The sequence below is a fragment of the Methanolobus sp. genome (assembly GCF_030682845.1).
In the GTDB taxonomy this organism is placed as follows: Archaea; Halobacteriota; Methanosarcinia; order Methanosarcinales; family Methanosarcinaceae; genus Methanolobus.
The window spans coordinates 1-14409 of record NZ_JAUXNK010000078.1 but is presented as its reverse complement, the minus strand read 5'-3'; the positions used below and the strand labels follow the sequence as shown (position 1 = coordinate 14409).

General features: G+C 49.0%; 13 protein-coding genes. 1 reads left to right on the top strand and 12 read right to left on the bottom strand.

The features are described 5' to 3' along the window. Positions 1-163: 163 nt before the first annotated feature. From Q8J68_RS11080 to Q8J68_RS11065, 4 genes are all read right to left on the bottom strand, one after another. Positions 164-2359 carry a type II/IV secretion system ATPase subunit gene (locus Q8J68_RS11080; protein WP_305311578.1) on the bottom strand — a complete coding sequence of 732 codons (2196 nt, stop codon included), beginning with the start codon at positions 2357-2359 and terminating at the stop codon, positions 164-166. Between the two features lie 140 nt (positions 2360-2499). Beyond that, complete coding sequence (gene pstA, locus Q8J68_RS11075; protein WP_305311577.1) at positions 2500-3393, bottom strand: phosphate ABC transporter permease PstA; 894 nt, start codon at positions 3391-3393, stop codon at positions 2500-2502. After that, complete coding sequence (gene pstC / locus Q8J68_RS11070) at positions 3390-4298, bottom strand: phosphate ABC transporter permease subunit PstC (RefSeq protein ID WP_305311576.1); 909 nt, start codon at positions 4296-4298, stop codon at positions 3390-3392. The genes pstA and pstC overlap by 4 nt, the downstream gene beginning before the upstream one ends. A 76-nt stretch (positions 4299-4374) precedes the next feature. Next, positions 4375-5379, bottom strand: a complete 1005-nt coding sequence (locus tag Q8J68_RS11065; RefSeq protein WP_305311575.1) for a PstS family phosphate ABC transporter substrate-binding protein — start codon at positions 5377-5379, stop codon at positions 4375-4377. A gap of 251 nt (positions 5380-5630) precedes the next feature. Here Q8J68_RS11065 and Q8J68_RS11060 point away from each other — a divergent pair, with 251 nt between their 5' ends. Then, positions 5631-6092 carry an arsenate reductase ArsC gene (locus Q8J68_RS11060; protein ID WP_305311574.1) on the top strand — a complete coding sequence of 154 codons (462 nt, stop codon included), beginning with the start codon at positions 5631-5633 and terminating at the stop codon, positions 6090-6092. Positions 6093-7510: 1418 nt separating this feature from the next. On the opposite strand, the gene Q8J68_RS11055 is transcribed toward Q8J68_RS11060, so the two are convergent. From Q8J68_RS11055 to Q8J68_RS11020, 8 genes are all read right to left on the bottom strand, one after another. After that, positions 7511-7717: a hypothetical protein gene (locus Q8J68_RS11055; RefSeq protein ID WP_305311573.1), complete on the bottom strand. Its 207-nt coding sequence runs from the start codon at positions 7715-7717 to the stop codon at positions 7511-7513. Continuing rightward, positions 7714-9045: a DNA-packaging protein gene (locus Q8J68_RS11050; protein ID WP_305311572.1), complete on the bottom strand. Its 1332-nt coding sequence runs from the start codon at positions 9043-9045 to the stop codon at positions 7714-7716. Before Q8J68_RS11050 ends, Q8J68_RS11055 begins: the two co-directional genes overlap by 4 nt. Next, a complete protein-coding gene (locus tag Q8J68_RS11045) occupies positions 8969-9403 on the bottom strand; it encodes a hypothetical protein (RefSeq protein ID WP_305311571.1) in 435 nt (144 codons plus the stop codon). Before Q8J68_RS11045 ends, Q8J68_RS11050 begins: the two co-directional genes overlap by 77 nt. Then, positions 9376-10608: a site-specific DNA-methyltransferase gene (locus Q8J68_RS11040; RefSeq protein WP_305311570.1), complete on the bottom strand. Its 1233-nt coding sequence runs from the start codon at positions 10606-10608 to the stop codon at positions 9376-9378. Before Q8J68_RS11040 ends, Q8J68_RS11045 begins: the two co-directional genes overlap by 28 nt. A gap of 332 nt (positions 10609-10940) precedes the next feature. Next, positions 10941-11156 (bottom strand): hypothetical protein, encoded by a 216-nt coding sequence (locus Q8J68_RS11035; RefSeq protein WP_305311569.1) that lies wholly within the window; start codon positions 11154-11156, stop codon positions 10941-10943. A gap of 167 nt (positions 11157-11323) precedes the next feature. Beyond that, positions 11324-13630, bottom strand: a complete 2307-nt coding sequence (locus tag Q8J68_RS11030; RefSeq protein ID WP_305311568.1) for a DUF5906 domain-containing protein — start codon at positions 13628-13630, stop codon at positions 11324-11326. Continuing rightward, positions 13630-13821 (bottom strand): hypothetical protein, encoded by a 192-nt coding sequence (locus tag Q8J68_RS11025; RefSeq protein WP_305311567.1) that lies wholly within the window; start codon positions 13819-13821, stop codon positions 13630-13632. Before Q8J68_RS11025 ends, Q8J68_RS11030 begins: the two co-directional genes overlap by 1 nt. After that, the coding region (locus Q8J68_RS11020) for a hypothetical protein (protein ID WP_305311566.1) at positions 13818-14409 on the bottom strand (592 nt) is incomplete at its 5' end. The genes Q8J68_RS11020 and Q8J68_RS11025, both read right to left, overlap by 4 nt.

Sequence of the window (14409 nt, the reverse complement as noted above, 5' to 3'; positions counted from 1 at the left end):
TCACCAGGTCGGCCTGGTAGAGGGATCTGGAAATATCCTCCCGTGGCTTTTTGTCAAAGTATTTACCCAGGAAGTAGCAGAACATCTTGTACTTCTCGAGGTATTCGTTGGTCTCACCGTCGTTGAATGCCCGACGGATACCATCAGTGCTGCCCTTTGCCATTTACTGCATCGTCTCCATGAGCTCATCCTTGTGGCGCGCATATTTCCTGATAGCCCGGGCAACATCCTTATAATCGCATATTCCCTGCTGGGAAAGGCTTTCAATATACTTTGCCCGCTCGTCCATCTCCCGGACAAGTTCCTCTACCTTTATGCCGAATTCCTCTTCGATATCCTCAAAAAGAGAGCTGCTGCCGCTGAACTCATAGCGGTCCTCGACCGGGTCCCATTTGAAGACAGGATTGGTGATCAGGTCCTTGCGTTCAGGGTCCAGTTCCACTATTTCCACTATTCTCAGGGCGCGCCTGATGAAGTGCTCACCGACCTTGACCATGGCGTTGAATATGACCATGTCCACACTGGCAAAGAGGTTCCTGGGCACGTTCATGGGCTCGGATTCAACCCTGGAGAGCAGTTCCTGGATGGAGCCGGCGTGGATGGTGCCCATGCAGGGATGGCCTACGGAGATGGCCTGGAAGAGAGTGCCTGCCTCGGAGCCACGGACCTCACCTACCACGATGTACTCGGGCCTCTGCCTCAGTGCGGCCTTGAGCAGGTCGTAGAGCTCGATGTCACCTGCAGACTTGCCGCCGCTGTCCCCTCCAAAACCCGCCCTTGTGATGGACTGGGTCCAGTTGGGATGCATGAGGTTCATCTCGGCGGTGTCCTCAATGGACACTATCTTGTATTCGGGAGGTATGAAAGAGCCCAGGGCGTTGAGGGTGGTGGTCTTACCTGAGGCTGTGCCGCCTGCTGCAAGTACGGAGCGCTTGTATTCGATCATGAGCCAGAAGTAAGCCAGCACCTGTGCATCATAGGTGCCGTAGTTCATGAGGTCGATGCAGGATACAGGATTGGACTTGAAGCGCCTGATGGTGAAGGTGGAGCCTCTCTTGGTGACCTCCTTGCCGAGGGTGAGGTTGGCACGGCTGCCATCTACCAGGGTGGCGTCCCTGATGGGCTGGAGCACTGAGATGTGCCTGCCTGCAGCCTGGGCCATCCGCATGACGAAGTTGTTGAGCTCAAGCTCCTCGAAGGAGACGTTGGTCTTAAGGGAGCCATACATGCGGTGATTGACATACAGATTGGAATAAGGACCGTTGCAGGTGACATCCTCGATATAGGGGTCGTTCATGAGCAGGTCGATCCTGTCAAATCCCATGTATTTTTTGTGAAGATAATAGAAGAACTTCTCTTTCTGTGCTTCTGTCAGTTTAAAGCGATAGATCTCCGTGATGAAGTAGAAACGGTCCTTAAGAGCATCCTTGCGGTTCTCCTCCTCGACCAGCAGTATCTCGGAGTGAGCCATCTTGTCAAAGGCGTTCTGGACGATCGCCATGGTCTGCTCCTCGGTCTCACTGAGAGGAGGCTCCATGCATTCGTAGGAAAGCTCCTCCCCGTCAAACCAGACATGCACATACTGGAACCTGGGAGTTACTTCGTATATGAGATCCAGCTCCCTGTGAGGCACGCCATGGACCGGTTTGCTGACCACTCCCGGCTCAAAGACCAGCTCGTCGATGACCTCGGGCTTGGGATTGATGAGTTTCTCGATCTTCTGCAGCAGAACCTGGATAAAGTCATCCTCGCTTTCAGAAAGTCCCTCCTTGTCCTCAGGCAGGCACAAAGGATCATCAGGCTGGCTTTTCTTTCTCCTGAGACCAAAGCCCGATTTTTTCTTCCCGGCAGGCTTTTTTGCCATTTTCACTTTCTTCCGGGAGCCCCCCCTACCAAACAAGCGCCTTTTACCTGAACCTTCCTCCGGCACATCACTTATTGAGTCCAAAGCATCTGCTCCGTCAAGCATCGATACAGCAACAGAGCCCTCCTCATATTCCCCATATTCACCGCATTCCTGCCTGCCTGCTGCCTCCTCCACATCCTCCGGAGAGCCCGCCCTGCTGCCGGGAACATCCCTCTTCTTCCTGAAGCTCAATCCAAAGCGCTTTTTCCCGGCAGGCTTGCCTGACCTGACCGAAGGCTCGTGGACCTCACTCTTCTTTTGCTTACCCCAAAGCCTGAAAATACCCTTTTTCCCTTTTTTGTCCTTACCATTGTAACCGGAAACTTCCTGAACATGCACATCCTCCCCGGCGACACTCTCAGAATAAGACACTTCAGGTTCCCGGAAAGAGAGCTCCGCCTCCTCAGACACGATCTCATTATCAGAATAGGTTTCCGTGTTTGTACCAGCCATCTAATGCTAGTAAAAGAATGTGCTGATATATACTTAATCTAAGTGAAGTATATAGATGAATGTAAAGTATAGAGAAAGGAAAGGGAGCAGCAGCTTTGAATAAGCTATGTGGGAGTAAAAAGAAAAGAAGGACAGGCGGGTTAGCCTATCTTGCGCTTCCAGAGGATCAGTCTTGTGGTTGCGTTTATCAACATTACTATGACGATAAGCACAAAAGCTGCTGCAAAACCTTCTGAAGGCGATACCATATTTGGAAATTCAAATGAATGATACACCGTTATTGGAAGTGCGGCAACAAGATCCTGGAACGGATAGATCTTCACTCCGAACAGAAATTTTTCATTAGGCAACACCTTCAGTTCGGGTAAGAACTGAGTGTATCCAGCTGTCAGTATCACCACTGCAGACTCCTCTGCAGCCCTCCCTATGCTCAGTACAATGCCTGTTACAATCCCGGTTAGTGCATATGGCAGAGTGATTAACTTCAAAGTTTCCCATTTATTTGCCCCAAGAGCATAGCTTGCTTCTTCCAGTTCACGAGGGACGCTCTCTATGGCCTTTTCCGCCGCTCTTTCTATAACAGGGAGGATAAGGATTGCCAGAGCAATGGTGCCGGATATAAGGGAAAAACCTCCACTGATGAAACGCATGTGATATACCAGTATCAAGAGCCCGAATATCCCGAGGACTATCGAGGGGGTGCCTGACAGCACGTCTATGATGAAACCAAAACCCCGGACAAAATACCCGTCCTTTGCGTACTTTTTAAGGTAGATGGCAGTTCCCACAGCAATGGGTGCTGCAAGAAGAGTCGAGAATACCGAGAGTAAGACAGTCCCGGCTATTGCATTGGCTATTCCTCCTCCAAAACCCTTGGTTTCTGATTCAGGCGTCAGCAGGAAGTACCAGCTCAGGCTTGGAATAGCTTCAATGGTAATCTTTCCAAGTATCCCTATCAGAACCAGCACAGTTGTTGCTCCTGCGGCATATGCTATCGTTTTGAACAGAAGTTCAGTAATCCTTCTTTTCTTCATGCCCTACCTCCAATCTTCCTTGCCAGGGCAACAAACACTATTTCCATAGCAAACAGAACAGCTGCGATACCGAAAAGAGCGCTTCTGGCTTCGTCGACAGCGACATAATAGCCGATCTCATTAAGGATCTTTGATGTCATTGCATATCCCGTGTCGAATATTGACGCAGGTATCTTCTGGCTATTGCCCAGCAGCATCACGATTGCCATGGTCTCTCCCATGGCACGCATGGTGCCAAGGATCACGGAACCCATTATGCCTCCGGAGGCTGCAGGTATCACCACCTTCCGGATGGTCTCCCAGTGTGTGGCTCCCACTGAAAATGAGGCTTCCCTGTATTCCTGGGGTACCGATCTTATAGCATCCTCTGAAAGCGCCACAATGGTCGGAAGTATCATGATTGCAAGCACAACGGAAGCAAGAAGCACACCTGTTGCGCTTGTCGGACTCGTATTGGCGAAAATGGGTATGAACCCGAGTATACTGTCAATTAAGGGATTGACGTGATCCCTGAATATACTATGCAGTACGAAAAGTCCGAATATGCCGTAGACCACGGAGGGAATGCCCACCAGCAGCTCCACAAGAGGGCGCACTATGGCGGCAACACGCGGATGTGCGAACTCTGCAAGGAATATGGCCGTGAAAATGCTCAGAGGAATGGCAAGTATGAGCGTCACGACAGTCAGGATGAGGGTACCTGCAATGAATATGCGTATCCCGTATACATTATTGCCATAGTCCCATACTGAACCTGTTATGAAACCCAGTCCCTCTTTTGCAAAGACGGGATAGGCAGTATAGAATATAAAGCCTATAACGAATACAGTGGTTAAGGCTGTTGTAATACTGCAGAAAAGAAAGACGGCATGAGGTATGCGTAAAAATATATCGTTTTCCTTCATGTTGCGAAATCTCTTGTTATTAAAAAAAGGACCTGTGCCAGCGGGCACAGGTAATTCAAACTGCTTTTGACTATGTTTAGATCTCAGATATTGAGAAGTACCCGGTTGCCTTGAAGGCTGGGATGGATCCCGGAGACATTGCGAAGTCAATGAATGCGCTCTGTATGGTGTTCGGGTTTCCATTTGTCAGGTAGTTCAGTGGGCGGGTGAGACCGTGTGGGTAGTACACGCTGCCAGTTGCCTTGTCAAGAGCAAGCTCTTTCTTGATGTTGTCGCTGGAAGCTGTGAATACTGTGTCAACGCCCTTGTTGTTCTTGTCCTCGACGTTCAGAATCTTGACATCTTTAGTTGTTGTTGCAAATCCGTAGTCTACAAAACCGATTGAGGTGGGTGTAGCAGCGACCTTTGCCAGTACACCAGCGTTACCGTTTGCACCCTCGATTGTGGCGATACCATCAATTGCGGTACTGCTGCCAAAGAGGTAGCCAGCGAATGTGTCCTCAGTTCCGGACTTGTCTGCTCTCTGGAATACCTTAAGGCCTGCTGGGGCGGGGGTGTTGTTAATCATAAAATTAGGGCCGGTGGTGGTTCCGTTGAAGATATACTGTAACTCTGTCTTTGAGATGTTCAAGTGGGTATCAGGCTGGTTCTTGTTCATTATAACAGCGATTGCGCTTCCACCAATCGTGTGAACCTGGAGGTCAGGATACTTGGTTGTTACAGATACTGGAACTTCCTCGGATGCTGCACCTATGTCAACAATTCCAAGACCTGCTGAGGTCATACCTGCACCAGAGCCGCCACCCTGTACAGTGACCTTGATACCGGCGTTCTGTTTCATGAATTCTTTTGCAATGAGCTCAGAAACGGGCTGAACGGTTGAGCTTCCTGCAATGAGGAGTTCGGTTGAAGCGGCCATCTTGGCATCGCCTGCGCTTGCTTCACTGGAAACGTCGCTTGAGAATGATCCTAATATTGTACCGACTGCTGCTGCACCGGCGATTGCAACTACCACGAGAACGAGGGTTGCAACGATGGGTGAAACACCAGCTTCGTTGTTAAAGAGTTTCTTCAGATTCATATCTTTACACCTTTTATGCTACTTGTTTTGTCATTTCCGAGCGGGGTTTAATCGCTCTGAGTGCTAAACTGTGTTTAGGATATATAATACTTGTACAAATAATGTATATAGAACGTTCTGCAATATAGAAATGCCGTATGTCTATATATTAATCTATAAATCATAGTTTAAATCGGAGTTATACAAAATCTATCTGGGATATAGTGTTTATACAGGTCAGGTTTATCCGCTTGTATCACTTAAGAAGGAGTATGGCTTACAATAACAGAAAGATCAAGGTGCTTTTCATATGCGTGCACAACAGCGCAAGAAGCCAGATGGCCGAAGAATACCTCCGGAGGATCGGAGGGAACAGGTTCGAGGTGGAGAGTGCGGGACTCAAGCCTTCCAGCATCAATCCCATTGTGATCGATGTCATGAAAGAGGATGGTTTCGACCTCAGGAGAAAGAAGACCCAGGCAGCATGGGACCTGTTCAGGCAGGGGAGACTCTACAGTTTCGTCATCACGGTCTGTGACAGGAAAAATGAAGAAGAATGCCCCATATTCCCCAGGCCGTTTGTGCAGATGAACTGGCCCTTCCAGGACCCTGAAACCTTTACCGGCACAGATGAAGAGAAGATGCAGCAGATACGGGATCTGAGGGACACAATCAAAAAGAGGATCGAGCAGTTCGTCGAGGAGACCACAGGGGTTTCAGACGGCGGGGAATAACGATGCTTCTTATGGTGGTCATTTTTTCCACCTTTTTCTACCTTTTACTACTGTCACTGCTTCCTGCAAGAATAGCGCTCATGAAGACCATGTCAGCGACCAACAAACCTGAATTCTAGAGCAGTAATACATATTTACAGAGCTATCTGAACTATAGAGATTCCATGCCTCTACCGGAATCATATAGCTCATTTTTAAATCGAGAAACGCCCTGTACCCATTGGTTGGGAACAAGGAGTGACCTTAGCATGTTCAAATGCTAATGCAATCTTGCACCGGCGGGAGTGGGCGGTGCAAGTACATGCTGACCGGCTCAGCCCAAAAAGAGCGGAGTTGTGACCGATAGTTCTAATTAACTGTCCCATGTGCTGCGTGAAGCTGTCGCTATTCAAGGAAGGTATTCAGCACTGTACGAATGTGGTTACTGGACAAGGAAAAAGTCTCAAAAGTGGCTTTTGGAAAAGAAAGGAACTAAATGGGGACACTTAGTTCCTTCAACTGAAATTGAGAACAATAGCATCTCAAGTCTCAGTTAAAGAAAAGAAACCATATCTGTGGAAATCCTGAGTATATGCAGGAGAACTTGCAAGCCCGATGAATTCCTTCGCCATCTGGGAGGGTTCCCCATTAGTAACATAGATGAGCTCCTCGGTCAGTCCCCTGGGCCATCTGCAGGTATCTTCAAGGTATGTAGGAGTACTGGCAGCCTTAATAATGTCATTCTTTATAGTACTAAGAGCCTGGCCTGAAGGATAGTCTATTGCGATGAGCTTCAGAGAATCCCTGTTCTGCTCATAGAACCACCGTGAGACTTTTTATTATTTTCTGTTTTACCCCCTTAACATTTCTTCTTTATTTGTATTGACAACTCTACAGTACAGATAAGTTAGAATATAATGCAAACAATTACTATATATTCAAATTTATCTGTGTTGTCGATTGGTCAATACAAATAAAGAATAACGGTTACGAGACAAACCGAAAATAATAAAAAGTCTCTGAAATATCGTATTTTTCTAACACTAAAAAAAGAGTTTAAAACATAGCCGGTCCTGGCTCTTTTCACCATGTGATCTGTTTAATGGGAACAGTGCTGTAAACATTAATAGGATTTCCACAATATTGAGTGGGTGAGTTTATATCTTTTTTATATGTGCCGACATGAATATTTATTAATACGCAAGTTCATAAGATAATTTGTTATGTGTCATTGGTTAGGAAGAGAATTTCATCAATGGTAGTAATTTATCAAAGAGTTGACCAAAGTTCGAGCATGCCACATACCGGAACATGATATTGGTTTCATGAAAACTGAGCATAGATCACGGTGGACATTTAGCATAGAATCGATACTATCAGTCAAAAAAACTCTCCTTAACCGATGACCAATGGAAACAACTGTAGAGGATTCTGCTCCTCTACACCAACTTTTTCAGCTTCAATTTCCTGATCACCAGCTCTGCCGTCTCTTCCATCTGCTTTTCTCTTAAAATGTTCTGCATCTTCGAATAATGCTCTGCAATAAAGTCCACCGCCCGGCTCTTGTTGCAATCCTGCTCCTTCATCACCCGGTGGAGCACTGCGGTCGTGTTCTTGCTCACGGTCGCATAGAGTTTTGGTCTCATGTATACCTCGATCTTGTTTTTATCAATGCTGACAGGTCCAGCTCCTGTGCTCCAAACCTCGATCTGCTAAGCTCTGAGAGAGCCCAGACAAGCGCATCCACGCGGTCCGGGCTACTTCCCTCTCCCGGGACCCAATCACACATCTGGTCCTCAAGAGCCGGGAAGGAACCAACATGATGGACCTTGCCCTGCTCGTACAGGGCACTGATAGGCTCGGCCCTAGTGTGCTTCCCACGGCTGGCTCTAACTGATTTATAAGAAACGTTCGGGTCGATCGTCCGGAGCGTATATTCCACGAGCTCACCGCCGTTGTTGACCTCCCCGATCACCCTGTCGGCAGAATGCTTGTAGTAGGCTGCAATGATCTCCTGGGCCCACTTCCTCGGTGTTGAGTGGATGGTATAGTCCCCATGGACATAGTAGTGCTGCCTCTCATCCACAGCAGCAACAACAATGCCTGTATCGTCTGCGGATGAGGTGGATGTGACCGCCGGGTCCACGCCCACAACGACCCTGACCAGCTCCGGCGTTCTTGTGACCCTGTTATTCTCGATAATATCCCTTGTCCATAGTGCATCCGGATTATCGTCCAGTATCTCTGCGTTGAGCTCCTGCCTTCCCAACCGGGTCCCTTCGTATCTGCTGATGATCACGTCGATGAAGGCCGGCGCCAGGTTTGACAGATTCTCATAGGTGGACCCTCTTGTCACGTGGGTATTCTGGTCTTTCAATAGGGCCTTGACCAGCGGGATGGGCCGGGGAGTTGTTGTGATTGCCGCCCTGGGGTCATCACCCAACCTAAGACCAAACTGCAGCATATCCCAGGTCCTATCAGGATACTTCCAGGCCGCTATCTCATCACACCATGCAGTATCATGCTGTGGTCCTCTCAACCTGTCCGGCTCCTCTGCGCTGAAAAGTAAAGCAATAGCACCGTTGGGCCAGGTGAGCCTGCGTTTGGATGGCTCGTAGACTGGCCGGTTCCACGGCGGACAGACCGACAGTATACCGGATTCGCCTTCTACCATCGTGTCCCTGGCATCAGCTGCTGTTGGAGCCACCAGGGCTATCCTGCGGGATTTGCCAGACTCTACTCTTTCCCGGACCCATTCGGCTCCAACCCTCGATTTCCCCCAGCCGCGCCCTGAGAGTACCAGCCAGTACTGCCAGTCTCCTTCAGGTGGTAGTTGGTTGGGCCTAGCCCAGAACTTCCAGTCGTATTCCAACTTTTGGAGCACTTCATCGCCGATATCACTCAAGATCTTCTGGCGCTCTGATCTTGGCAGCGATGCTATTGATTCTGCTAGTGATCCTCTCTCTTGTTTCATCTGTATTGACCTCGACATTGTTCTGGGTCATATTGATCTCAACTTCCCGCCTTCCAAACTCAGCAGGACATGTGCGCTCAAGCCACCACGCTGCAGCCTGCCAGGTATGAGTTGCTGCTTTCTGTATGATGGCAACGTTCCTGGCAATGGCCTCTGCCCTGGCCTGTTTTACCAGGAGGTAGAAATCGTGATACTGGCCCGTCGTTTCCAGCTCGCCACGTTTCATCCAGTCGTAGTAGGTGACAGAAGTTATCCCTACAGCATCACATGCATGGATAACAGGGACACCGGACTTGAGGAGCTTGATGAGCGGCTCGGATACTTCGGCCATTATTGTGCTGCCTTTCTTTCTTCCCATGTGAATATCCCTCCATTTCGTTTCAGTTCGCGGTTGCTGGTCAGATTGACATATCTTTGAACTATGACATCGCAGTAGCGTGGGTCCAGCTCGCTTGAATAACATATACGGTTGAGCTGATGTGATGCAATTAGAGTCGTGGCAGAACCACCGAACAGGTCCAGCACAAGAGCCTTCTGCCTGGACGAGTTAATGATGGCATTTGCAACCAGGGCCACCGGCTTTGTGGTCGGGTGAAGCTCGGAGGGTGAAGGCCGGTCAAAGTTCCAGACATCTGACTGTTTCCTGTCCTCCACCTGGAACAGCCTTGGAGCACCATCTTTCCAGCCGTACCTGATCGGCTCGTACTGGGTGTGGCAGTCCTTTCTCGACAACACAGGCCTGTCTTTTGCCCAGATTATCGTGCTGCTCCAGTGGTAGTTGTTCTCCTTTAGGGCCAGCATGAAATTCCCCCATTCCTGGGCCAACATTACAACGTAGGTAGGACAACCATCCTTTGAGTACTGGTTCATGCACGCAAAGCTTGCCATCATGAACTCTTTGAAGTCCTCTGTTCCCATGGCATCGTTCATTATGCTTCGCTGCCTCCAGCGCGGACTCTTCGCTACTCCATAGTTCACGTTCCAGGGAGGGTCAGTGAACACCAGATCAGCCCTTTGCCTGCCCATAAGCCTGGCCACCTGGCCCAGGTCGGTGCTGTCCCCGCAGAGTAATTTGTGATCTCCCAGCTCCCATATATCTCCGAGAACTGTCACCGGCTCTTCTGGTGGTGCAGGCGTTTCATCCTCTACGACCTCGACCGGTGTTATCGATCCGAGCAGGCTGTCCACATCGTCCAGCGTGTAACCGGTGGCCTCAAGGTCGAAGTCCGGGATCTCTGCTATTTCCTGAAGCAGCTTTGCCAGCATCTCAGTGTCCGTTTCTGCCAGCTCAGCCAGCCTGTTATCGGCGATAACGTAGGCAACGGCCTTCTCATAAGGCAGGTCAAGGATCATTACAGGAACCTCGGCAAGACCCAGCTCAAGGACAGCCTGAAGCCTTGCAGGACCTGCTACTACCATCTTATCGGATGTGATGAGGATAGGGTTTGTCCATCCGAACTCCTGTATTGATCTCTTCAGCATCTTAAGTTGCTGTTCAGGATGTTTTTTCATTTTGTTCACGAAAGGTTTCAGTTCGTTAATGTTGATCTGTTGTATTTCCATAATATCCTCTTGTTTAAAACTGCCAAATTCGAGCCAAGAACGCCTCAAAAAATGCTTATTAATACTCAGGTACCACCCTTGCCGCGTTCGTTGATCCTAGAGAGAACTTCTCACGCCCAGGCGCTGAGTTATTACAAAACTGACTGGGGTTATTACCAGTCATTATCTTTGATCTGCTAAGATTGGGTGTTGGGTCCTTCCCGAACCTGTAGGGATATAGTTCACAATTCTCAGATGTACACTGCTCAACTTCCATCGGCGAACCGCACACACACTCAAGGCAGTGTTTTCTGATCGTTCGTAGAATTGTTGTTTTTGTGGTCATCCCAGTGTCACAACCCTAGATCACCCTCTTTTCTTTCCACCACAGGCAAACTTGAGGCCTTCCCGCCTGGACTGACCGGTGTTCTGGATAGCCTGAGCTTCTTTCCCGTGACCAGTTCCACCACCTCTGCGCATCTGGGGCGGGTGGTCCTACCAGCAGGCTCTGTGATGAAGGTCCTCTCCTTGCAATACAGGCACATGCAGGATGCTGGAGCAAAGTTCATGCTACCACCCTTTGAATAGCTGGAAACTTTGTACCCTGCCCGACATGTCCTACTTTTCTCTAACTCCTTATATATGGAAAAATAAGATATGTATGGTATTATAGGAAATACCCGCAAGAAAACAATTCTCAAAATAACCCGGACAAGCCGGGCACAGTGCAAGACGGTCATAGTTTCACCTGCTCGGTCTTGAGCCTTATCACGGGTGCTGCAAAAGCAAAACCGTGTTTCCATGCACCTGGCAGCTCGTATGTATGTATCCTTACGCCATTCTCATCGACCGGCCTTCTTGCATACACTTCGTACTTGTCCACCGATTGTGTCAACCCGGTCGTTGTCGAGGGTATCTTTCCGGTGTCCACATCATTGGCCAGGGCCCAGCGGAAGATCGAATCAAGCAGGTCTTCCTTTGCGACGTTCACACCCTTTCTCTCATGATCGAGACCTTCCTGAAGGAACTGGTATATCGGGTCAGAATTGTAGCTCCACATCTCACGAACCTCGCCTGCAGAACTTCTGACCACCAGGCCGCTGCGTTTGATCTCTATCATTTTCTTTATCACCCTGTATAAAAAGCCAGATAGGTTTTCGGGAGCGAACATCTTCACGGTGAAATCGGGATCCTTCTCAAACCAGTAAGGAAAGAACGCGTATTCCCACCTGTCCCAGAAAGCAGTGTCGTTCTTGACCTTCTTATCAAAAGAAGGCGGTGCATTACATGTGAAAACATGCAGTGCTCCAAGAGGGGCCATGTATGCCTGTTTTCCCTTCTTCTCGATAGAGTGCCACCGCTTGCCAGTAAGTGTTTTGAACGTCCCGGTCTCCGACATGGGGATGTCACTCATATCATCAAAGATATTGAATGTCTTAGCTTCCAGGTTTGCCTTGGCGAACCGGTTCTCGCTGAGTGACTGCAGCGACTCTGCGCTTATGTTCTCCATCCCGAAGACCCGTTCAAGTAACTGAAGATAAGTGGATTTGCCGGCGTTGGGGTCGCCCTGGATAAGATACGCTTTCTTGTACGGTTCACTTGCCATCTGCAGGAGTGCCTGTGCCGGGATCTGATACAATATGTCAATATGTTCGGGTGCCACGTACTTTGTTATCATCTTTTCGTGGATCTCATCAGACATGGTGCTCTGGTCAAAGTCGGCATGGAGCTTATAGTTGAACATGTATTTGGGGTCATGTGGCACCAGCTCCACATCGCCTGTATCAAAGTTGAACTTGACCACACCGTTGTTGACAGGGATCATATTGTCTATCTGGTTGAAAGGATACTCATTGTGGGGTGTCTCATACGTCAGATAATGAATGATCTCACTGGTGATCCTTGACAGGGGCCCGGTGTATCCCACGGTCTTTGCTATGTTCTGTATCTCAGACTTGATGGCAACAAGCCCTTCAACATAGCATCCTTCCTGGTAGATGTAAAGCTGCTCTGCATAGCTTATCACAATCAATTTCTTTGTGACACCTGCTGCAATAGCTGCCAGGTTCAGTTTTATAGTGGCCTTGCCATTTGCTCCTATATCGACCGAATAGTAGTTCCTGTACTCGTCCTCTATGGGATCCGATCTGCCGGGACTATGGAACTGGGAAAGCACGGGGTCGGCTTTTATCGAGGCTGTCTTTGCAGTTGCGCCAGGATCGATCTTTTTAAGTTGATATGCACTGTTCTCTCTATCGAACTCGTTACCAAACGCCATCATGCAGAACAGCATCATCTGCTTCTGGTCAGCGCCGTTTGCCATAAGCTCTGCGCAGATGTGCAACATCCTCTGCCTTCCTTCCATGTCCCTGAACACGCTCAGGTCATGATACATCGGATTGGGTATCTTGTTACCATCCACATCCTTACCGAGGTCATCTTTTACAAAAACGGACTCAAAGAAATCTTTAAAGGCCGGTCTGCTCCTGTTCAGTGTCATCCGGAGCTCCTGGTAGGTGTTCAGCCATTTCATCAAGCTGGATATCACCTTGTTGGGGATCTGCGGCCTTTTTGTGATATCGCCGTCCATCTTGTAAACATTGCCAGCCTCATGTATCGACGGGCTCATGACGACGTTGCCAGCCTCGCCAAGCAGATCTATGCCCAGTGGTTTGGCGTGCTTTAGCTCAAACGCCGGGTTGAACCTGAACAGCCAGTGCCATCTGCCAGATGTCCGGTGCTGTTTCACCCAGTCAGATGTATCAACGCCTTTTAAAATGTCGTCCCACATGCCTTTGATATACCAATCAACATCTATCACCATAAGATCAGATGCTTTTCCACACACTGCACCGAGATTATAGTCCTTCTTGACAAAATAGTTGTCAAGCTCCTCATCAGTGGGGTTTGTGGCCAGCTTCTGCCACCTGGAAAGCAAGGGACGCTTTCCCGGAGATGGCTTGTGGTCCTTTGGTGAGGAAAGTGGGTGAACTATTATACCTGCTGCCCTGTATCTCTTGGCAGCATCTATGATCTCTTCCATCAAACCCCTCCGCAGTTCTCTCTTCTCATCTGTTTGAAAGAGTTCACAGCATCGTATCCTATTTGAACACCCGAAGCAAATTGGCCCATGGGCCACATATCATGTGTTTGGGGGCAGTGGTCACATGCTACAAAGAGCGTACCAACGTGTCTGTCCCCATCACCAATGTCTATGATAACATCGACTATCATGCCCGCACCTCCACACCACTGCTGCTGATACTCATATCCGCTATCTTTGTCCGATGACCAACGGACCTGCTGCGAAACGCACTGATGCGGATATTGGTGTATGCAGGCTTGCGGTCCACGATCTCGGTCTTCCAGATCTCTTTTGCGCAAAACTGGCTCTTGTCACCGAATGGTCTAAAAACATGGCCAGGTTCCTTGTTGAACTCTGACTCTGGCTGGTTTGTGACGATCACAGTACCTTTGTTCCTGTAAGCCCAGGTCTTGAGATCTCCGAAAATAGCGATAAGCTTTAGCAGAGCATCGCCTTTCTGCTTGACACTGAGCCGGGCGTATGATGTCAGAATGGGATAACCTATCGAATCAATGATTATGAGATCAACCACTGGAAGGTTCTGCACTATCCTGTCTATTTCCTCGATGACAGGTGTGTACCTGTACTCGCACCCTTTCAGGTCCCTGACATCAGCTTCTGTAAGATTCCTCTCTGTATCAAGATAGAATACTCTTCTTTTTGACGCGATCGCTTCTCTGGCAACGGCCATGGCGAACTTTGACTTGCCAGATCCCGTATCCCCAAAGATCTCCAGG